The sequence below is a fragment of the Eggerthella sp. 1_3_56FAA genome, from assembly GCF_000185625.1.
Classification (GTDB): domain Bacteria; phylum Actinomycetota; class Coriobacteriia; order Coriobacteriales; family Eggerthellaceae; genus Eggerthella; species Eggerthella lenta.
Map to the genome: position 1 here is coordinate 64,033 of NZ_GL622582.1, position 19,472 is coordinate 83,504.

General features: G+C 64.3%; 18 protein-coding genes. 11 read left to right on the forward strand and 7 right to left on the reverse strand.

Annotated features, from left to right (window positions below):
• The first annotated feature begins 10 nt into the window (after positions 1-10).
• The 5 genes from HMPREF1023_RS13535 (at position 11) to HMPREF1023_RS13555 (ending at position 6,553) form a co-directional block, all read left to right on the forward strand.
• Entirely contained in the window at positions 11-2,839 is a 2,829-nt protein-coding gene (locus HMPREF1023_RS13535) for a molybdopterin-dependent oxidoreductase (protein ID WP_009306996.1), read from the forward strand.
• Positions 2,839-3,453, forward strand: a complete 615-nt coding sequence (locus tag HMPREF1023_RS13540) for a 4Fe-4S dicluster domain-containing protein (RefSeq protein ID WP_009306997.1) — start codon at positions 2,839-2,841, stop codon at positions 3,451-3,453. Before HMPREF1023_RS13535 ends, HMPREF1023_RS13540 begins: the two co-directional genes overlap by 1 nt.
• A 110-nt stretch (positions 3,454-3,563) precedes the next feature.
• Positions 3,564-4,253, forward strand: coding sequence for a molecular chaperone (locus tag HMPREF1023_RS13545; protein WP_009306998.1), 690 nt, complete (start codon positions 3,564-3,566; stop codon positions 4,251-4,253).
• A complete protein-coding gene (locus HMPREF1023_RS13550; RefSeq protein WP_009306999.1) occupies positions 4,250-4,933 on the forward strand; it encodes a ferric reductase-like transmembrane domain-containing protein in 684 nt (227 codons plus the stop codon). The genes HMPREF1023_RS13545 and HMPREF1023_RS13550 overlap by 4 nt, the downstream gene beginning before the upstream one ends.
• A 63-nt stretch (positions 4,934-4,996) precedes the next feature.
• On the forward strand, positions 4,997-6,553 hold the full coding sequence (locus HMPREF1023_RS13555; RefSeq protein WP_009307000.1) for a helix-turn-helix transcriptional regulator: 1,557 nt from the start codon (positions 4,997-4,999) through the stop codon (positions 6,551-6,553).
• On the opposite strand, the gene HMPREF1023_RS16030 is transcribed toward HMPREF1023_RS13555, so the two are convergent.
• The 3 genes from HMPREF1023_RS16030 to HMPREF1023_RS13570 form a co-directional block, all read right to left on the reverse strand.
• Positions 6,554-6,991: a hypothetical protein gene (locus HMPREF1023_RS16030; protein WP_015760654.1), complete on the reverse strand. Its 438-nt coding sequence runs from the start codon at positions 6,989-6,991 to the stop codon at positions 6,554-6,556. It lies immediately after the preceding gene.
• Positions 6,992-7,616: 625 nt separating this feature from the next.
• Positions 7,617-8,546, reverse strand: a complete 930-nt coding sequence (locus HMPREF1023_RS13565) for a prenyltransferase (protein ID WP_009307002.1) — start codon at positions 8,544-8,546, stop codon at positions 7,617-7,619.
• Positions 8,543-9,715, reverse strand: coding sequence for an Mbeg1-like protein (locus tag HMPREF1023_RS13570; RefSeq protein WP_009307003.1), 1,173 nt, complete (start codon positions 9,713-9,715; stop codon positions 8,543-8,545). Before HMPREF1023_RS13570 ends, HMPREF1023_RS13565 begins: the two co-directional genes overlap by 4 nt.
• Before the next feature lie 41 nt (positions 9,716-9,756).
• Here HMPREF1023_RS13570 and HMPREF1023_RS13575 point away from each other — a divergent pair, with 41 nt between their 5' ends.
• From HMPREF1023_RS13575 to HMPREF1023_RS13585, 3 genes are read left to right on the forward strand one after another with little or no spacing between them, the layout of a single operon-like run.
• Positions 9,757-10,206, forward strand: coding sequence for a thioesterase family protein (locus tag HMPREF1023_RS13575; RefSeq protein ID WP_009307004.1), 450 nt, complete (start codon positions 9,757-9,759; stop codon positions 10,204-10,206).
• The gene (locus HMPREF1023_RS13580) at positions 10,203-10,679 is read left to right on the forward strand and encodes a low molecular weight protein-tyrosine-phosphatase (RefSeq protein WP_009307005.1); all 477 of its coding nucleotides are present in this window, start codon (positions 10,203-10,205) and stop codon (positions 10,677-10,679) included. Before HMPREF1023_RS13575 ends, HMPREF1023_RS13580 begins: the two co-directional genes overlap by 4 nt.
• A 9-nt stretch (positions 10,680-10,688) precedes the next feature.
• On the forward strand, positions 10,689-11,231 hold the full coding sequence (locus HMPREF1023_RS13585) for a phosphatase PAP2 family protein (protein ID WP_009307006.1): 543 nt from the start codon (positions 10,689-10,691) through the stop codon (positions 11,229-11,231).
• A gap of 36 nt (positions 11,232-11,267) precedes the next feature.
• On the opposite strand, the gene HMPREF1023_RS13590 is transcribed toward HMPREF1023_RS13585, so the two are convergent.
• A complete protein-coding gene (locus HMPREF1023_RS13590) occupies positions 11,268-12,092 on the reverse strand; it encodes a Ku protein (protein WP_009307007.1) in 825 nt (274 codons plus the stop codon).
• Positions 12,093-12,249: 157 nt separating this feature from the next.
• On the opposite strand from HMPREF1023_RS13590, the gene HMPREF1023_RS13595 reads away from it, so the two are divergent.
• The gene (locus tag HMPREF1023_RS13595) at positions 12,250-14,385 is read left to right on the forward strand and encodes a phage adsorption protein NrfB (RefSeq protein WP_009307008.1); all 2,136 of its coding nucleotides are present in this window, start codon (positions 12,250-12,252) and stop codon (positions 14,383-14,385) included.
• On the opposite strand, the gene wecB is transcribed toward HMPREF1023_RS13595, so the two are convergent.
• The 3 genes from wecB to HMPREF1023_RS13610 all read right to left on the reverse strand — a co-directional run bounded on the left by wecB (position 14,382) and on the right by HMPREF1023_RS13610 (position 17,409).
• The gene (gene wecB / locus HMPREF1023_RS13600; protein ID WP_009307009.1) at positions 14,382-15,503 is read right to left on the reverse strand and encodes a non-hydrolyzing UDP-N-acetylglucosamine 2-epimerase; all 1,122 of its coding nucleotides are present in this window, start codon (positions 15,501-15,503) and stop codon (positions 14,382-14,384) included. The two genes, HMPREF1023_RS13595 and wecB, sit on opposite strands and share 4 nt — an antisense overlap.
• A 281-nt stretch (positions 15,504-15,784) precedes the next feature.
• Positions 15,785-16,351, reverse strand: coding sequence for a hypothetical protein (locus HMPREF1023_RS13605; RefSeq protein WP_009307010.1), 567 nt, complete (start codon positions 16,349-16,351; stop codon positions 15,785-15,787).
• Between the two features lie 161 nt (positions 16,352-16,512).
• Complete coding sequence (locus HMPREF1023_RS13610; protein ID WP_009307011.1) at positions 16,513-17,409, reverse strand: DUF5996 family protein; 897 nt, start codon at positions 17,407-17,409, stop codon at positions 16,513-16,515.
• A gap of 282 nt (positions 17,410-17,691) precedes the next feature.
• Between HMPREF1023_RS13610 and HMPREF1023_RS13615 the strand changes: the two genes are divergently transcribed.
• Together HMPREF1023_RS13615 and HMPREF1023_RS13620 are read left to right on the forward strand one after the other, a co-directional pair.
• Positions 17,692-18,324, forward strand: coding sequence for an acetate uptake transporter family protein (locus HMPREF1023_RS13615; RefSeq protein WP_009307012.1), 633 nt, complete (start codon positions 17,692-17,694; stop codon positions 18,322-18,324).
• Between the two features lie 116 nt (positions 18,325-18,440).
• On the forward strand, positions 18,441-19,472 hold a 1,032-nt coding region (locus HMPREF1023_RS13620), incomplete at its 3' end, for a helix-turn-helix domain-containing protein (RefSeq protein WP_009307013.1).

Consider the following 19,472-nt stretch of genomic DNA (forward strand, 5'->3'; position numbering starts at 1 on the left):
GTTGGAGAACATGGCTGAAACCACGTTGACACGTCGAAGCTTCGTCAAGGCGTCCGCTCTGGTGGGCGCGACGGCGGCGTTCGGCGCTTCGATGGCCGGCTGTATGCAGGAGGCTCCGCAGGAGCAGGCTCCGTCCGGCGGCGGCGCCGACGAGGGTCTCGTGAGGATGAAGACGTCCTGCCACGGCTGCATCCAGATGTGCCCGGCTATCGCGTATCTGAAGGACGGCGTCGTCGTAAAGCTGGAAGGCGACCCCGACGCGCCGGTAAGTCGCGGAAGCCTGTGCATCAAGGGCCTCAACCAGCTGCACACCATGTACAGCCCCCGCCGCGTGCTGCATCCGCTTCGGCGTGCCGGCGAGCGCGGCGAGAACAAATGGGAGGTCATCAGCTGGGACGAGGCCGTCGAGGAAGCGGCCACGCATATCTGCGACGCCATCGACAAATACGGCCCCTATTCCTTCTTCGCCAGCGTGGGCGGCGGCGGAGCCTACTCGTTCATGGAGGCCATGACCCTGCCCATGGCGTTCGGGTCGCCCACCGTGTTCGAGCCCGGCTGCGCCCAGTGCTATCTGCCGCGCTGGAGCATGTCGAAGCTGTTCTACGGCGGCAACGACCAGTCCATCGCCGACAACGCCGTGCAGGAGATATTCCGTCCCGACCCCGACAACAAGGCCGAGGTCGTGGTGCTGTGGGGCGCCCAGCCTTCCGTCAGCCAGACGGCAGAATCGGGTCGCGGCATGGCCGAGCTGCGCGCCAAGGGCGTGAAGACCATCGTGGTCGATCCCAACTTCTCGCCCGACGCGGTGAAGGCCGACGTGTGGCTGCCGGTGCGCCCGGCCACCGACACGGGCCTGCTCCTGTGCTGGTTCCGCTACATCTTCGAGAACAAGCTCTACGACGAGCAGTTCACGAAGTACTGGACGAACCTGCCCTTCCTTATCGACCCCGAGACGAAGCTGCCGGTGAAGGCGCAGGAACTGTTCCCCGACTTCCAGCAGACCACGCCCGAGAACACCCCGGCCTACGTCTGCTACGACCTCAAGACGAACGCGGTGGCGCCCTTCGAGTTCTCCGCGCCCGCCGACGCCGCAGTGAACCCCGAGATCTTCTGGACGGGCGACTTCGAAGGGAAGACGTACAAGACCGCCGGCCAGATCTACAAGGAAGAAGCCGATCCCTGGACGCTCGAGCACACCGCCGAGAACTGCTGGCTCGATGCCGACAAGATCGAAAAAGCCATCAAGATCTACGCCGAGGCCTCCGTTGCCGGCATCGCGAACGGCGTGGCGTCGGACATGACCGAGTCCGCCTCGCAGGTGCCGCTGGGCTGCATGGGCCTGGACTCCATCATGGGCTACGTCAACAAGCCCGGCTGCACGATGACGCAGTACGGCGCCGCCGGCGCGCCGCCGACGAAGCGCCCGGTCACGTACAACAACGGCTTCGACGGCATGTTCTCGGACATGTACGGCATCGGCGCGGTCATCGGCATGAGCGATGCCGAGAACGAGGCGCGCGCGAAGAAGCTGGGGGAGGAGAACCCGCAGCAGAAGCTGGCGAACCAGCTGCTCGTCGATCGACTTGGCATGAAAGACCACAAGGGTCTGTACGCATGGTGCCACAGCCATATCCCCACGGTGCGCGAGGCCATCGCCACCGGCGAGCCGTACAAGCCGCGCGTGTGGTTCGACATGTCGGGCAACAAGCTGGCCATGCTGGGCAATGCGAAGTCGTGGTACGACGTGTTCCCCGAGGTCGACTACATCATCGGCCAGTACCCGATGCTCACCTCCTTCCACATCGAGGCCGCCGACCTCGTGTTCCCCGTGCGCGAGTGGCTGGAAGAGCCCATGGTGAACATGACCCAGCTCAACACCCAGTGGCTGCAGAACGAGTGCGTGCACATCGGCGAGACGGTGTCGCACTCCATCCCAGCCGCGCAGGTGGTGGCGAAATGCGCGGAGAAGATGGGCGGCGAGCTGCCCGGTCTCAAGCCCGGATACCTGGGCAGCGCCACCGAGGAGGAGGTCAAGGCCTCCGTCGCCGAGACGCTGCACGCGCCCAGCTGGGACGAGCTGGTGAAGGACGCCGACAAGTACGTGCCCTACGTCACGCCGGCCAGCGAGTACTTCCATTACGGCCAACATGAAACCGTGGTGGACGATGGCCTGCCTGCCGGCTTCGGCACCGAGTCCCGCAAGATCGAGGTGTACTGCCAGATCCTGCTCAAGCTGGCGCGCACGGGATATCCGTTCTGCTATCCGGAGCCGCAGGAGCCCTGCGAGGACTACAGCCCCATCTGCTCGTACATCGAGCCGGCGGAGAGCCCGCTGTCCGACGAGGAATACCCCTTCGTGCTCACGTCGGGCCGCGTGCCGTACTTCCACCATGGCACCATGCGCCACGCCGCGCTGTCGCGCGAGCTGTTCCCCACGGCCGAGATCCGCATCAATCCGGCGAGCGCCAAGGAGCTGGGCATCGAGCATATGGATTGGGTGAAGGTGACCAGCCGCCGCGGCGAGGTGCACGCGCGCGCCTACCTCACCGAGGGCGTGCATCCGAAAACCGTGTGGATGGAGCGCTTCTGGAACCCGGAGTGCTACGACGAGTCCCAGACAAACCCGACGGCCGGCTGGCGCGAGTGCAACGTGAACGTGCTCACGAAGAACGACGCCCCGTTCAACGAAGTGTACGGCTCCTACACGAACCGCGGTTTCACGGTGAAGATCGAGAAGTCCCAGAAACCCGCGAACGTATGGGTGGAGCCCGAGGAGTTCGCGCCGTTCCTGCCGACTGAGGAAATGCTGTCCGAAGCTCAGACGAAGGATGTGTTCTGATGAGAAACTGCCTGGTTATCGATCTCGACCGCTGCAGCGGATGCGACGGCTGCGTTGCGGCCTGCAAGCTTGAGAACAACGTCGATTTGGGCGTGTACTACAACCGCGTGCACGCCGTGGGACCCACGGGCACCTTCCCGGACATCGAGCAGTACTGGATTCCCCTGCAATGCCAGCAGTGCGAGAACCCCGGCTGCATCGAAGTGTGCCCGACGGGCGCATCGTACCGCGACGAAGCCACGGGCGTGGTGCTGGTCAATGCCGAGGAGTGCATCGGGTGCGAATCGTGCCTGAAGGGCTGCCCGTACAATGTGCGCACGCTCAATCCGAACACGAATGTGGTGGAGAAGTGCACGTTGTGCTTCCAGCGACATGAGGAGGAGGACTGGGTGCCGGCCTGCGTGCACAACTGCTGCTGCGGCGCGCGCTACTTCGGCGACCTGGACGATCCCGACAGCTCCGCTGCGAAGGCTGTTGCAGCGGCTGGCGCGGAGAACTGCCACCAGCTTGACGATCCGCACGGGCTCAAACCGGCGACGGTCTACATCTTGTCCGCCGCAACGGCGGCATGGCAGGGCGATCCTGTGACGACGGACCGCGTGTCCGCATCGTAAGCCCGCGCGCTGCAACCCGTCCCGGCAGGCCGAACCCCTCCCAAGGCCTGCCGGGACGCGGCGGCGCGTCCAAGCCAGGGGTCGAGAAGCAACGAGAAAGGGGAGTCACGATGATGGAGACGCAGACCTGCGCGGGCCTCGTGTCGGCGCTCGAGGGTCGCGCGGCGTTCTACGACGTGGTGGCGGCGCTGTACTACAAACCGCTCGCCCAAGAGCAGATCGACCGCATCGCCGAGGGAGGCCTTGCGGCATTCGCCGGCGCGGGAGAACTCATGGCGGAGGGCCTGCACGACATGGAGCGCGCGCTGTCGAAGCGGCACTCCGGCACGCGCCAGGAGCTGGCAGTGGACTTCACGGGCGCCTTCGCCGGGACGTCGTCGTGGAAAGGCCGCTACGCCACGCCCTACGAGTCGGTGTTCACGAGCGAGGAAGGCCTGCTGTTCCAGGACTCCTACCACGAGGTGTACCGCCTGTACCGCCAGAACAGCGTGCGGAAAAGCCCCGGCTACGACTTCCCCGACGACCACCTGTCGTACCTCTGCGAGTTCCAGGCTCTCCTGGCGAGCCGGGCCGTGCGCGCGCTCGAGACGAACGATGCGGAATGCGCGCTCGAGCAAGTGCGCCTTTCGCAGCACGTGCTGCACGACCATATCCTGTCGTGGTTCGACGACTTCGAGGAGCTGGCGCTGCACTTGGTGAAAACGCGTTTCTACCGCGGCGTGCTGAAGATGAGCAAGGGCTTCTTCCTGTTCGACGCCGAGGTGCTGGCCGATATGGCGGAGGAGTTGGAGAGGCTATGACGTTCGCGCTGGTGCTCGCATGCACGGTTGCCGCCTGCTTCGCGCTGCGCAACCCCCTCAAAGCCTGCCCGATGGCGTTCTACGCGGCGGCCCTGCTCGTGGACGTCGCCTTCGTGGCGGGGACGTTCTGGGGCATGCCCCGCGACGCATGGAGCGTGTTCTTCGTCCTTATCCAGAAATGCCTGCTGCCGCTTGCCCTGTTCGTCGTGGTCATGTACATCGGCGTGCTGGATCGCGGCTCGCGCGCCTGCATGTGGCTCAAGCCCGTGCGCGCCGAGCTGTCTATCGTCGCCTGGCTCCTGTCGCTCGGCCACGTGGCCGTGTACGGGGCCACGTACCTGCCGCGCATCGCGTCGGGCGGGGCGACGAACGGCAACGTGGCCGCCTCGTTCGCGGTGGCGGTCGTGCTGCTGGCGCTGCTGGCCGTGCTGGGCGTCACGTCGTTCAACCTGGTGAAGAGGCGCATGCGCACCGAAACTTGGAAGAAGGTGCAGAAGCTCGCCTATCCGTTCTTCCTGCTCACGTACGTGCACCTGCTGCTGATGCTGGCCCCTTCGGCGCTGCATGGCGGCGTTGCGGCGACGACAAGCGTTGCGGTATACTCGATCGTGTTCGCGGCATACGTCGTTTTACGGCTCGTCCGCGCGGCGAAGGAACGCCGTATCCGCGAAGCCGTCTGACGCTCGAGGGGAAGCGCGCGGTTCGGGCTGTCGTCCGTTTCGGGAGGGGGAGTCGACGGCTTCATGAAGGGATTTTTCGAAAAGCTCGTCAAGGCGTGCCCTTCGCTGCCGTTTTTGGCGTTGGGCGTCTGGCTGGCATGGGCCTACATCGCCTACAGCGGCACGGCATGGCTCTCCGACACGGAGATGAACGGCGCCAACATATCAACGATGTACATCGTGTCCACGCTGACGTTCGGCATCGTGCTCTTGGCGTCCACCTTTCGGGCGGCTCGCATACGGCAGCTGCTCGACCGCCCCGCCGTGGTGATCGCCGGCGGCGCGTTCGCTTCGCTCGGCTGCCTCGTCATCGTCCTCATCGGGCCGTACTACCTCACGAAGGTGCTTCCGTACGACCTGATCACCGCTCTTTTCTACATCGCCAGCGCCTGCACGGGGCTGGGCACGGCCGTCGTCGGCTTGAAGTGCGGGCAGCTCTACGGCGCCATCGCGCCGCGCAAGGCCATCCTGTACACGGCGCTGTCGCACGTGGCGATCGCAGTCATCTACTTCACCGTCATCGGATCGCCCTCGTGGCAGCCCGTGCCCGGCGGGCCGTCGCTCGCGGGCATCCTCGCCTTCGTGGGCATGCCGCTTGCGGCAGCCGGAGCCGCCGCGCTGTCGTTCATCGCACCGTTGGGCGAGAAGGCGGAGCGCGGCGAGAGCCGCTCCCGCTTCCCGCGCTCGTTCTGGAAGCTGGCAGCCGTCACGTTCGCGTTCTCGTTCGTCGTGGTTGCCCTGCGCTCGATGCTCGTCGAGGTGTCGCCGATCGACGTCACGTTGGACAACACGCGCCTGGTCATGCTGCTGCGCATGGCGATGGCGCTCGTCTTCGCAGCGGCCGCCATCGGCGTGGAGGGCGAGCGGTTCGATTTCGGAAAGATCTACTCCGTCATCATGGCCGCCGTCGTGGCGCTCATCGCGTTCTGTCCCATCGTTGGCGTCACGCACCTTGGATGGAGCGCGCTCGTCACGTTCCTCTCGGCGGTCTTCGAATTCGTGCTGTGGTGCATCCTCGCGTTCGTGGTGTACCAACGCCATATCTCGGCCGTGCTCGTGTTCGGCTTCGGTTACGGAGCGTTCATGGCGGGGTCGGGAGCAGGATGGCTGGCGGGCGTGCACGTGTTTCCGCAGATAGCAGCCACGGGCAACTCGATCGTGCTGTACCTCGTGCTGGCGTTCGCAGTGCTGGCCTGCGCGTTCGTGCTGTTCTCGGAGAAGGAGTTCGATCGTCTGTTCAAGCCCGAAGGGGAGGGGGAGGCCTCGCTCGACGACCTGCTGGGCGACGAGCTGCCCGGTATGCGCCCCGACGACGCTGACGCGCATACGAACAAGAAGGGGCGCTTCGGGCTGGCCATCGATGCGCTAGCCGATCAGGCGGGGCTGTCGCGACGCGAGAAGGACGTGCTGCGCTGCCTTGCCATGGGCTACGATGCCGGCGCCGCAGCCAAGCGCCTTCAGGTGTCGTGGAATACCGTGCGAACCCACACCCGCAACGTGTACGCGAAGCTGGATATCCATTCGCGCCAAGAGCTCATCGACCTCGTCGACCGCGCCACCGAACGTACGCAGGAGCGCTGATCAGACGAACAGAATCGAGAGCGCGGTCATGACGGCGCAGGCTCCCAGCAGCAAGACGAGCAGGCGCGCGCCGTCCTTCTTGAAGCGATCCCGATAGTTCTGCTCGTCGCGACCCGCGAACAGCGTCCAAAGCAGGCTCAGGCAGAACGCCACCAGCGCTATGTTGTTGAGGATGGAGGAGGTTTGCGCGAACGCCGGCACGCCGGTCATCTTGCTCATCTCGTAGGCCATGAGCGTGGCCGTCACGGCGAAGCAGGCGACCATCACCCATGCCGCGCGCTTTCCCGTATTAGCGGTTCCTTCGGGGAAGAACGTGCCCTTCTTCGTCTTCTCGGGCTTGGCGATGAGGAACAGCCAGCGCCCGTTGTACAGCTGCACTGTCAGCAGCGCGAACGCGACCAGCAGCAACACGCCTAGAACCAAACGAGCGATCTCCATCCGCATTCTCCTTTGTTCCTCGCAAGCGGCGTCCGTCGCCGTTGCCGCATCGTAGCCGCAGCCCCGGGCGGCGTCTCCCGCCTCGTCGTTTTCACGTCCTTGGAAGTATACGGCATGCACGGCCCTTCCGGCCACCACGTGACGCGAGATGTCCCGAAAGCGGAAGGGTCTCTCGCACGGTGCGTCGTGCGAGCACGATGTTTCGGGAGCTCGCGTCGGAGGCGCCTTCCCGCCGAGCATCTTGAGTCCTCCCCTCGGTGCATCCGAAAGCGCCTCCGTTGGCGAAAAATCATCGGATTCGGAAGTTTTCAAACGGATAGCAGACGTGTTGGCGTGCTCGCTTCCGCATACGGCCTGTTCAATGGAAAGATCCGTTCTTGTCATCGAATTCGCTTTCTTGCAGGGTACGCGATTTCTTCCGAATTCGATGTGTTCTCGCCTTTTCGAGGACGGCGGGCTGCTCGGAAGGGCGCAAGCGGAAAGAAGCGGCTTGCCCTCGCAATCCGAGAAATCGCCGCAGTCCCGTCGAGGGAGCTCGCGTCGTCGTGCTTCGAGCGAGGCAGATCGGCCCGAGTCGCTACAGCCCCGCCGCGACGGTCGCTTCCATGAGATCCCGTTCCTTCCGCTAGAGCGCGACCGCGATGCCGCTTGCCAGGATGGCCGCCGCGTAGAACGCGCCCAATGCGATGTTCGCGCTACACACCTGCGCCATGGCGCCGATGCGGGCCTGCGGCGCCAACGGGTTGCCCAGCAGCGCCTTGAGCAGGGGATAGCTTGCCAGCAGCATGAACGGCATCACCAGAAGCCCGTTCGTGAAGAACGCGGCCACGAGCGCGACGATGGCGGCCACCCAGGCGTACACGACGCCGTGATACAGCTTGCGCGCCCGCTCGCGTCCCAGCAGCACCGACAGCGTGCGGCGTCCCGATTCCACGTCCTTCTCAACGTCGCACGTGTTGTTCGTGAACATGATGAGCCCCACGCCCAGGATGGTGGGCACGGCCCACAAGAGCGCACGGAGGTCGAACGTGCCGGAAAGCGCCTGGTAGCACGCCAGCGGAATGAGCCCGCCCATCACGAACCCGCTGACCAGCTCGCCGATGGGCAGGTACGAGATGGGCGTCTTGCCCGCCGAGTACAGCACCACGACGACGGCGCCCGCCGCGCCGATGGCGAGCGGGATCCATCCGGCGATCCAGATCACGTACGCCCCCAGCAGAAACGCCGCCGCGAGGAACCCGACGGCCAGAGCCAGCGCCGCGCGCGGGTTCACGTTGTTGTACACCAGCACCGCGTCGGTCGGGTCGACGTTGTCGTCGGCCGAGTCGGCGCCCTTCACGTAATCGTAGTAGTCGTTGAACGTGTTCACCGCCGACTGCATGAGCACGCAGATGACTAGCAGCACGCATACCATGGTCGCCGAGATGCTGAAGGAGGTAACGGCCGCCGCCGCAGCGGCGACGAGCACGGGCAGGATGGCGGCCGGCCAGGTATGCGGCGAGGCCAGCTGCCAGGCCATGCGGGGGGTCAGTCGTCCGTACGCGCTAGCGGTCATGCTTCGGTTCCTTTCTCGGGGTCGTACGTTTCGCGGCGTCGGGGAAGCCAGGTAGGCGGGGCGGGCTTGAAGCGCTTGACGGTCTCGTCCTTGAGTATGCCTCCGAGCGAGCCCAGCGTCTGCCAGATGAAGCTCTTCGTCTCCGCGTCCAGCTTCGAGCGCGCGCCTAAAAGCTGCCTCGTGTTCGCGAACAGCTTGGTTTGGAACTCGCTCCAGGTTCCGGCCTCGGTGGAGGCGAACAGCTCGTAGATGGTGTCGATGAAGCGCTCGCGCTCGTCGGGGGCTTTGCTGCGCAGCCACGCGTCAAGCGCCTCGTCGAAAAACACGGCAGAGGGGTTGAGCGCCTCCTGGTACACGAAGTCGTCGTCTTCGGTCAACCAGGTGAAAGGCTCGTGCTGGAACACCGACATAGCCGAGGATCGCACAACGCGGTAGTCGGCGCGGCGCTCGAGGATCATGCCGAACGCCGACGACTCGGGCACGGTCTTGTGCAGCAGGGCATGGAACCGATCGTCGTCGATGCGCGGTGACGGATCGTCCAGAAACGACGGCCCGTCGTGGTTGAACACGCCGCGCAAGCGCTCGAAGGCGCTCTCGTCGGCTACGAGCGCAGCATACTCGGCGAGGTTGCCGCCCTTGGAGTGCCCGCCGACGATGAGCGGGCAGGCGAGCGCCGACGCCACGCCCGACAGGTACGCCGCCGCCGTGCATTGGGAAGGGATCACTTCCTTGAAGCAGAGGTTGAAGTCTTCCTTCCAGCCGGCGAAACTGCCGTCGGTGCCGCGATACGCGAGGTAGGCGACCTCGCCGTCGGCGGCGGGGAACGTCAGCGTGACGGCGGAGAATTGCTTTTCCACGATCTCCGATCGCTCGTTGGCATAGAACGAGGCGCGCACGTCGCGCATGCGGCGGCTTGCCGACAGGACGTGCAGAAACGCCTCGGTGTCCTTCGCGTCCTCCATCCAGCTGTGCGCGGTGAGCGCTTCCCAATCGGACAGCATCACCACGTCGTGCAGCAGGACGCCGTCGAGGGAAGCGAGGTCGACGCCGGGCGCCACCTCGTAGTTGAAGTACGCGAGCGTCGCGAACACAAGCGAGTCGACGGGGTTAAACGGTGATTCCGCGAAGGTGCGCTGCTCTTCGGCCATATACGTTACGATATTCCTCATGCGAACATTGTAGCCGATTGCAAAGGACGGACAGCGAAGCCATGCGGGTTTGCACGCCAATCACCATACGCTATGCGGAGACCGACATGATGGGCATCGTCTACCATGCCAACTATCTGCTGTACTTCGAGGATGCGCGCACGCGGTTCCTCGAGGCTATCGGGTTTCCGTACGACCATATCGAGCAGGCGGGCTACCTGTCGCCCGTCACGCATTTCGAATGCGACTACGGCGCGCCTTTGCGTTACGGCGACACGGCCGTCGTGCGCACGCGCGTAGTGTCCTCGCGCCCGACGAAGACCGTATACGCCTACGAGGTGTTCCGGGAAGGCCAGGATCTCGACGTCGAGAAGCCCTGCTGCACGGGACGGAGCACCCATTGCCTCGTTGATGCTGAAACGTTCAAGCCGGTCAGCCTGAAGCGCGCCGTGCCCGAGCTGTACGAACGCTACCTCGAAGTCCTCGAACCCGAGGAGGGGGAGAGCCGATGAGCGCGCCGCATCGCATCCTATTCGTGTGCCACGGCAACATATGCCGCTCAACCATGGCTGAGTTCGTGATGAAGGATCTCGTCTCGCGCCGAGGCATGGCCGACGCCTTCGTCATCGGGTCGGCAGCCACGCACGACGACGAGATCGGCAGCCCCGTGCATCACGGCACCCGCGCCGTGCTGGAAGCGCAGGGCATCGATTGCTCCGGCAAGACCGCCCGTCGCCTGCGCCGCGCCGATGCTGACGAATGGGACCTGTTCGTAGGCATGGACGAGGCGAACATGCGCGACATGCGTCGCCAGCTGGGACGGGCTGCGGAGGGCCGCTGCTTCAAGCTGCTCGAGTTCGCCGATTCCGCGCGTGACGTGGCCGATCCTTGGTACACAGGCGATTTCGACGTCACGTACGACGACGTGCTGGCCGGTTGCGCGGGGCTTCTCGCGTGGTTGGACTCCGGCGCGCCCCGCTCGTAGGAGCCTCGCGTGGATATCGCCGTTCTCGACGCCATCCAGCAGCATCTGCGCACGCCGCTGCTCGACCAGATCATGCTGCTGGCCACGCATCTGGGAGACCTCGCCCTCGTGTGGCTCGTCGCCGGCGCCGTGCTCGTCGCGCAGCCGAGGTACCGCAGGTGGGGCGTAGCCGTGCTCCTGGCCGTCGTCGCGACCGCGATCCTCGGCATGTTCGTGCTGAAGCCGCTGTTCGGGCGCGCACGGCCGTTCGTCGCCTACGAGTTCGCCGGTCTGCTCATCCCGCCGCCGTCGGGCGATTCGTTCCCCTCGAACCACTCCATGGTGTCGTTCGCCGCTGCCGCGGCGCTGTGCTGTCTGCCGGGGAAGGGCAGAGGCGTGCTGGCGCTCAAGGTCTCGGCCGTGGCCGTCGCATGCCTCATCGCCTTCTCGCGCCTCTACCTGTACGTGCACTATCCCTCCGATATCCTGGCGGGCGCCGTCATCGGCATCGCGGTCGGCATCGGTTCGGTTTGGCTCGTGGAGAAGACCTGGCCCGAATCGTCGTCAGACTGAAAGCGTTGCCGAAGAGGCCTCTCCCGTCGCGAGCCTCTAGGCCGACGCCCGCTTGCGCGCGGGTTTCTTCGCCGGAGCGGGCTTCTTCGGCCCGCCGTCCTTGCCGTCGCGCGCCTTGAGGCTGGCCGACAGGGCGTCCATGAGATTGATGATGTTCGACGGCTGGGCTTCTTGGCTTTCGGCCACGATCTGCTTGCCGGCTATCTTGTCCTGGATGAGCTGCATGAGCTTCTCCTGGTACGTGTTGCGGAAGCGGCTCGGATCGAACGGCGCAGTCATGCTCTCCACCAGCTGCTTCGCCATGGACAGCTCCTCGTCGGCCACGTCGGGGTGCTGGAGCGTCTTGGGGATGTCCTTAACCTCGCTCTGATAGTGCAGCGTCATCATGACCAGGTCATCGTCGTGGGGGATGAGCGCGATGGGCGTTTCCGAATTGCCCAGCACCGTCGTGCCGATGGCGATCTTGCCTTCGTCCACCATGGCTCGTCGAAGCAGTTCGAGCGCCTTCTCGCCGCCGGGCTGGGCTACCACCTGGTAGGGCTTCTCGAAGTAGAGAGGCGGCACCTCGTCGATGTCGGAGAACTGCACGATCTTCATAGCGCGATCGGCATCGGTCTTGATGGCGTCCAGCTCCTCGTCGTCCACCACTACGTACTTGCCCTTCTCGTACTGGTAGCCTTTCACGATGTCTTCCGGTTTCAGCTCTCGTTTACAGTCAGGGCACGTCTTCACGTATCGCACGCGCTTCATGCTATCTTTGGCAAGTTGGTTGAACCGTACGGCGTCATCCTGCGTCGCCGTGAACAGCTCCACCGGGATGTACACGAGACCGAACGCGATTGCGCCTTTCCTACCGGCCATGACCTGCTCCTTCCTCGCGGATGCTTCTCGGCATCGTAGCGCGGGCTTGCCGTCTGCCTCGCTTCGGAGATCGACCGAGGACGAACTGCAACGATGGCGTTTTCACGCGGGCAAGCTGGCAGATGAGCTGAGGCGAGGAAAGGAGGCGGAAGCGGGCATGGACGAGCAGGTCGTCTATTGGATCGGCTTCTTCGTTGCGCTCGCGTTCATCGTGTTCGGCGCGGACGACGTGCTGTGGGACGTGTTCGCGCTGTTTCGCGGCACGGGCAAGAAGCGCGTGAAGCTGTCGCTCATCAACGAGAAGCCGCCGAAGATGCTGGCCGTGGTCATCGCCGCCTGGCACGAGGACGCCGTGCTGGGCGAAGTGGTGGACAACCTCGTGGCCTCCGCGCAGTACCCGCGCTCGCTGTACCGGGTGTTTTTGGGCGTCTATCCCAACGATGCGGCTACCGTGGCCGTGGCTCGCGCGCTCGAGGCGCGCCATGGAGGCACCGTGGTGTGCGTGGTGGGAGACGATCCCGGACCCACGTCGAAGGCCGCCAACATCAACCATACCGTGCGGGCCATCCGGGAATACGAGGCCGAGCGCGACGTGCGCTTCGCGAGCGTCACCATCCATGACGCGGAGGACGTGGTGCACCCCAACGAGTTCAAGATGACGAACTACTTGATCGACGACTACTACGCCCTCCAGTTCCCCGTGTTCCCGCTGCAGCGCATGCCGCGGCTGCGGCTGTTCTTCAAGACGTTGACCTCGTCCACCTACGCCGACGAGTTCGCCGAGCACCACTTCCGCACCATGGTCATGCGCGACGAGCTGGGCTTCGTTCCTTCGGCGGGCACGGGCTTCGCCATCGGCCGGCGCGTCCTCGACGCGTTTCGCGACGAGGAACTGCTGCCGCGCAACAGCCTGACCGAGGATTACAAGCTGTCGCTCACCTTGCGCATGCGCGGCTTCCGCGTGCACTACGTGCTTGAGAAGGTGCCGCGCGTCGACGCGCGCGGGCGCACCGTGTGGGACTACATCGCCACGCGCTCGCTGTTCCCGTCGACGTTCAAGGCGGCGGTGCGGCAGAAAGCGCGATGGGTGTACGGCATCACGATGCAGAGCGCGAGCATGGCCGATGTGTTCGGCAAAAGCGAGCTTACGTTCGCCGAGCGCACGTTTCTGTACAAGGACCTCAAGGCGAAGTTCGCGAACTTCGTGCTGCTGCCGGGCTACGCCGTGCTCGCGTACTTCCTCGTGCAGACGTTCGCGCCGCAGCTGGAGCTGCCCGTCATGTACCCCTTGCACAGCCCTTCGTGGTGGATGTGCGTGTTTCTGCTGTTCATGATGGTGGAACGGCAGGTGCTTCGCGGACGCGCGCTTGCGAACGTGTACGGCTGGAAGACGATGGCGTTCTCCATCCTGCTGCCGCCGCTGTTCCCGCTCAGGCTTCTGTGGGGCAACCTCATCAACATGTGCGCGACGTTTCGCGCATGGCGGCAGAAGATCGCCTACGTGCTGCTGCGCGGACGAGAGGCCAAGGCGGCCGCCGCGCCGGTCGTCGAGCATCGGGGCAACGCGGCAGAGGAGGAGGGCGAAGGAAAGCCTGCAACGGACGGAGACGACGCGCAAACCTCGAATGCGACGTCTGCGCAGGAAGGTCCCGCATGGAACAAGACCGACCACGAATTTCTCCCCGCTTCGGTGCTCGAACGCTATCGGCGCCTTCTGGGCGACGCGCTGCTGGAGAGGGGTTTCGTGGAGCCAGGGCATCTGGAAGACGCCGTGGGATCGGCGCGTGCGCGCGGCGTGCGGTTGGGGCAGGAGCTGCTGAGGCAGGGATTGGTCGAAGAGAGGCACCTCACGCAGGCTTACGCCTTGCAGCAGCAGTCGATGCACGTGCGCGCACAGCCCGACCTCGTGCTTCTGGAGCTGATGGATCGCATGCCGTTCGCCGCGGCGGATCGGTTCGCCGCGCTGCCGCTGGTCGAGAGCGAAAAAGGATGGATCGTCGCCGTGGACGACGACCTTTCGTGCGCGGAGCGAGACGAACTGGCGTTTCTGCTGGGCGAACCGACGTTCTTCCTGTTCTCCAGCACAGCCGACCTGCTCGAAGCGTTCGAAGGCGCTCTCGCGTTCGACAACGCGGCGGAAGCTCCGCAACCTGCCGGGGCGGCGACGCTTCTGGAGGAGACGAGCGTAGAGCTGCCACAGGCGGGCATGGCGCTGGCTTACGCGCTGCATCTCGGCCGCTCGGTCGACGACATCGCTTGCGAGATGGGCCTCGCCGTGTCGCGTTTCTCCTAGTCGAGGGCGTCATGGAGTGCGCTGCATATGCGCTCGGCCGCATGTCCGTCTCCGTAGGGGTCGGGAGCGGCCGCCATGCGCGCGTACAGCGCCGCATCGCCCAACAGCGCCTCGCACGATGCGCGCACGCCTTCGTACGTCGTGCCGACCAGGGCGGCGCAGCCCGCTTCAAGCGCTTCGGGACGCTCGGTATCGTCGCGCAGCACGAGCACGGGCACGTCGAGGGCCGGTGCTTCCTCCTGCACGCCGCCCGAATCCGTCAGCATGAAGGCGCATCGTGCCATGAAGTTGGAGAAATCGGCGTATCCGAGCGGTTCGACGAGGGTGATGCGCGGATGCCCGCCCAGCGCCCTCTCGGCTATCGCGCGCACGGCGGGGTTCTTGTGCACGGGGTACACCACGCGCACGTCAGCGTGGGCGTCTGCCGTGTCGCGTACTGCAGCGAACATGCGCTCCATCGGTTCGCCCAGGTTCTCGCGCCGATGGCACGTCAACCCTAAGACGCGCAATCCGTCGAAATCGACCGCTTCGAGAGCCGGCTCCTCGAAGCGGTAGGAAGAGCTTACCGTTTCAAGGAGCGCGTCGATGACGGTGTTGCCCGTTACCCGGATGCTATCCGGATCGACGCCTTGCGCGAGGAGGTTTGCTCGGTTGCCTTCGGTGGGGGCGTAGTGCCAGGTGGAGAGGCTTGAGATAAGACGACGGTTCATCTCCTCGGGAAAGGGGGAGTACCGGTTTCCCGATCGCAGGCCCGCCTCCACGTGCCCCACGGGGATCTGTCGGTAGAACGACGCGAGCGCCAGCGCGAGAGCAGTGGTGGTGTCGCCGTGCACGAGCACTGCGTCGGGCGCCGCGAGCTCCAGCACGGGGGTCGCGGAGGTCAGAATGCGCGCCGTGAGCCCGTCGAGCGTCTGACGGTCGCGCATGAGGTTCAGGTCATGATCGATGCGCAAGTCGAACGCAGCCGCCGTCTGGTCGAGCATCTCGCGGTGCTGAGCCGTCGAGAGCGCCTCGACCTCGAACGCCTTGTCGGCTTCGAGCGCGTTCAAAACCGGCGCTATCTTAACCGCTTCCGGGCGCGTGCCGAACGCGATGAGCACGCTCTTCCTGCGCTTCATGCAAGCCTCCGTTTCCTTGCGGCTCCAAGACGGAGGAAGGGCCGGCATATGCCGGCCCTTCTCGTTCGTATCCCGTTATGCAAGGCGTCGGACGAGCGAAACGCATCCCAACACGCCTAGGAAGCACAGCAGGGAAACCACGTACCCCATGATTCCTCCTTGCAAAGAGCCTACGGTATCCATGGAGCACACGATACCATTCCGCAGACCGAACGCACCAAAGCGTTCATATCGGTTACCGTGCAGTATCCTAAACGTAACCGCCGCAGATGACGCGGACTCTAGCCTGAGAACAGCGCGGTAGACAGCGCCTGCTCGGCTCCGCTCGCCGGCCCCCATGCGTTGTCCGTGCGCGCGAACGGCAATTCCACCGGGTTGGATTCAGTCGGTTCCACCGAGCCGAGCGCTTCGAGCACCAGCTGGCCGACCTTCTCGTTGATCTGGTCGGCATCGAGCTCGGCCGTCTGCCCATCTTCTGCCAGCGCCGTCGTAGCCTCCGTAAGCGCTTGGGCGAACGCGTCGAACTTCTTGCAGGTAAGCACCACGGTCGCCGTGGCGTTGTCGCCGTCCACCTTCACCTCGTCGATGCGGTAGTCGAATCCGTCGAGATAAGCGGCTATGAACGACTTGGCGTCGATGCCGTAGGTTGCCAGCTGGTCCACCCCGCTGTCGGCCGCCAGCTCGTCGAGCAGCGCCTCGTCGTGGGTCTTCAGGCGCTCCAGCTCGTCGGCCACCCCCTGTCGCACCACTTCCTCCGCGCTCGGGCCGCAGGCGCCGAGCGATAGGGCTCCGACGCTCAGCGCGACCGCGGCAAGGCAAGCCGCCACGATCGTTTTAATGGGTTTCATCGTTTTCCCCTTCCTGGTATGCGTCGTTCCAGCATAAGGCCTTGCGAGCCTCGCGTCCATCCCGGTTTGTCGGCTTGCTGATCGGCGACGGCATAATGCGAGCGACCGTCTTAGAGTTGCTCTAAGACGGTCGCATCGACCGCTGCAGAAGGAGGGGGAGGCTAACCGTTCAGCAACGGCTCGGTGAACCAGTCGCGACGTTCCCAGTTCTGCCGTTCCATGATGCGCGCGAACGTTGAGGAGCAGAACCGACGAACCGCGGCCTGGGGATCGTCGTAACGCAACGCATCCTTCAGCCGCAGAAAGTACTCGGAGCTCTCGGCATCGAAGAACGCCTCGTCGACATTCGCATCGCTCGACGACCCTTTCTCAACAAACGGATAGGCCAGTACGAAGAAGGAAGGATCGTTCGTAGCATCGTCGCCCGGCCAGAACCCGAATTCCACGAACTGCTCGTCGAAGGCGACGCGCTCTACTATGGAAGCCGTGCGTTCGAAGGGACAGGGCTTTCCGGAGAACAGCACGGTCGTCATGTCGAAGGTGCCCCAGAACAGCGAAGGCGGGATCTTCTTCCCGCGAAACGGCGCTGCGAACCCGCTCAAAGCCCCGCGCGCGAACAGGAACTGACGGAAGCAGCGCCGTGCAGCCGCGGCATCGAACTCGCGCGCGATGTTCTGCCGATCGAACGGAACCTCAGTGTGCATTTCCTGCGGGACGGTGTTGATGGCTATCGGATGCCCGATGTTTTCGAGCATCGCCGTGAAACGGCCGTACAGCTCGCTCACCGAGACGCACTCTTCGATAGGGAAACGCGCGCAGTCGCCTGCCGCGGTCATCGCGGCCATCTCGGCATCCGCGATGTTCAGTTTAATCTCGAAGCCGTCCGCGCCGAACGGGATCAGTCCGGTGGTGAAGCCGTTCGCATCGGCATCGAGCACCACTTGCTTCCATTCAGGTTGCGGATCCATCGATTGCAGCTTCGCTTTTCCCATCATCTGCAGCAGCATATGCACGGTGTCGCACGTGTCGCGCCACTCGCCGTACGTCAATACGTTCATATCTATCACCTCGCAGCCATCCTACGAGCGGACGAAGCCGGAACCGCCAGCCGCGGACGGTTCGTCAGACGTTCGTTGGCAAATCGGGATGCCGCCGTACTGCTTGCCCGGCTTATTCCGACGTCGCAGTTGAGCCTTCGCCCATGCGCGAAAGGACGATCACCGACAAAACAGGTACGTTCGGTAGCTGAAGAAGCATCGGCGTGCTCGGCTGCCCGCAAGCCGGTATCATTGCTCAAAATTTACCACTTTAGTAGGAATTAATCGAAAGGAGTTGCGAGCATGGGGGAGATGAAGAAGGAAGAGCGGGGCTCGTGGGCTGATCCGAGCGCTCTAGGGTTGTTCGGGCTGGCGATAGTCACGCTCGTGGCCTGTTCTCAAAAACTCGGCATCACCGACGGGACGGCGGCTGTCATGGGGTGGGCCATTTTCCTCGGGGGATGCGCTCAGCTTATCGCCGGATTGATCGATTTGAGGAAGAACAACGCATTCGGCGGCACCGCGTTTATCGCTTACGGGTTGTTTTGGCTTGCCATGGCATTCGGCTGGGCGACGACCAACGGCATGTTCGGCTCTTATGCGGCCGAAACGTTCGATCCGCGCCAAACAGGAGCCGCTTTCGTGGCGTACCTCATCTTGACTGCGTTTATGACCATAGGAGCGCTGCGTACCACGAAAGTGCTGTTCTTCATATTCCTCGCCATTGATTTTCTGTTCGTCGGCTTGGCTCTAAGCGCGTTCGGGGTTGCTCGGGAAGCGACGCATATGCTCGCCGCGATCAGCGAGCTTGTTATTTCGCTCCTCAGCTTCTACTGCGCGGGCGCCAATATCTTGAACAACCACTTCGGGGAGCAATTCCTATCGCTCGGCAACCCCTTCTGGTCGAAAAAACGTAAATTGAATTCTCGTAGGTAAAAACTTCACCTCCAGTCTTGCATAAATCATGTAAATGCGGATTCCGGACCGTGGCCATGGCCGTTTTTGCTTTTTCTTCTTCCCGTAGGCGAAGGACCGACGGGAAGGAGGCCCTCATGGGGGATTCCAAGGGCGGTAGGCGCCCGCTCACCTACGACGACAGGCTCGCGATAGAGCGTGGCCTGAACAGAGGGGACAGGATAGCGTGGATCGCGAGGACGATTGGCCGCGCGCCCAAGGTGGTCGCCGAGGAGGTAAAGCGCAACTGGACCGACGACCCCCAGGGGATGCTCGTGGTCCGAACCCGCAACATCTGCTCGAAGGCGGGGCTCTGCGAGGTGCGCGGGCTGTGCAAGGGCATGTGCAGGGCGCGCTGCAGCAGGTGCAAGGACTTCCTCTGCAACTCGCTCTGTCCCGATTTCGAGGCGAAGCCGTGCGAGAAGCTGGCAAGGAGCCCGTTCTGCTGCAACGCCTGCCCGAGCAGGGTCGGCGGCGGGTGCCGTCATCCCTATAGGTACTACCAGGCGAAATGGGCCCAAGACGCAGCCGACGCCAGGCGCAGCGAGTCCAGGCAGGGGATAGACTGCGACCCCGAGGCGTTCGAGAGCGCGATAACCCTGATATCGGACGGCCTTGCCAAGGGCCAGAGCCCGCAGCACATATTCGCCGCGAACCCCGGCGCCATACCGTTCGGCGTGCGCAGCCTCTACAACTACCTCGGCGGCGCCAAGGCGGGGGATCTGTCGAAGCTCGACCTGCCGAAGGCCGTACGCTACAAGCCCAGGTCGAAGTCGAAGTCCGCCAAATCCTCCAACATTCCGCGCGAGGTGCTCGAGGGGAGGCGGTGGACGGATTTCTGCGCCCTCGAACAGGCCGACCGCGACAACGCCGTCGAGATGGACACGGTGGTCGGGAGGCAGGGCAGGGACTCGCAGTGCATCTTGACGCTGTTCGTCAGGCGCATAGGGTTCCAGTTCTACATCCTCCTGCCGGACAAGTCGGCGACCAGCGTGGTCGAGGCGCTCGACACCCTCCAGGAGCTCTGCGGGCCCCGTTTCTCCCCAGGCCTTCGGCCTGATCCTCTGCGACCGCGGGAGCGAGTTCAGCGATGCGGAGCGCATCGAGCACGGCAGGACGGCGTGAAGCGG

Bases quoted from the DNA above. Each gene is read 5' to 3' on its own strand.
- HMPREF1023_RS13570 (WP_009307003.1), bottom strand. From the start codon at position 9,715: ATGAGGAATATCGTAACGTATATGGCCGAAGAGCAGCGCACCTTCGCG.
- HMPREF1023_RS13590 (WP_009307007.1), bottom strand. From the start codon at position 12,092: ATGGCCGGTAGGAAAGGCGCAATCGCGTTCGGTCTCGTGTACATCCCG.
- HMPREF1023_RS13565 (WP_009307002.1), bottom strand. From the start codon at position 8,546: ATGACCGCTAGCGCGTACGGACGACTGACCCCCCGCATGGCCTGGCAG.
- HMPREF1023_RS13535 (WP_009306996.1), top strand. From the start codon at position 11: ATGGCTGAAACCACGTTGACACGTCGAAGCTTCGTCAAGGCGTCCGCT.
- HMPREF1023_RS13540 (WP_009306997.1), top strand. From the start codon at position 2,839: ATGAGAAACTGCCTGGTTATCGATCTCGACCGCTGCAGCGGATGCGAC.
- HMPREF1023_RS13580 (WP_009307005.1), top strand. From the start codon at position 10,203: ATGAGCGCGCCGCATCGCATCCTATTCGTGTGCCACGGCAACATATGC.
- HMPREF1023_RS13605 (WP_009307010.1), bottom strand. From the start codon at position 16,351: ATGAAACCCATTAAAACGATCGTGGCGGCTTGCCTTGCCGCGGTCGCG.
- HMPREF1023_RS13595 (WP_009307008.1), top strand. From the start codon at position 12,250: ATGGACGAGCAGGTCGTCTATTGGATCGGCTTCTTCGTTGCGCTCGCG.
- HMPREF1023_RS13545 (WP_009306998.1), top strand. From the start codon at position 3,564: ATGATGGAGACGCAGACCTGCGCGGGCCTCGTGTCGGCGCTCGAGGGT.
- HMPREF1023_RS13550 (WP_009306999.1), top strand. From the start codon at position 4,250: ATGACGTTCGCGCTGGTGCTCGCATGCACGGTTGCCGCCTGCTTCGCG.
- HMPREF1023_RS13555 (WP_009307000.1), top strand. From the start codon at position 4,997: ATGAAGGGATTTTTCGAAAAGCTCGTCAAGGCGTGCCCTTCGCTGCCG.
- HMPREF1023_RS13610 (WP_009307011.1), bottom strand. From the start codon at position 17,409: ATGAACGTATTGACGTACGGCGAGTGGCGCGACACGTGCGACACCGTG.
- HMPREF1023_RS16030 (WP_015760654.1), bottom strand. From the start codon at position 6,991: ATGGAGATCGCTCGTTTGGTTCTAGGCGTGTTGCTGCTGGTCGCGTTC.
- HMPREF1023_RS13615 (WP_009307012.1), top strand. From the start codon at position 17,692: ATGGGGGAGATGAAGAAGGAAGAGCGGGGCTCGTGGGCTGATCCGAGC.
- wecB (WP_009307009.1), bottom strand. From the start codon at position 15,503: ATGAAGCGCAGGAAGAGCGTGCTCATCGCGTTCGGCACGCGCCCGGAA.
- HMPREF1023_RS13575 (WP_009307004.1), top strand. From the start codon at position 9,757: ATGCGGGTTTGCACGCCAATCACCATACGCTATGCGGAGACCGACATG.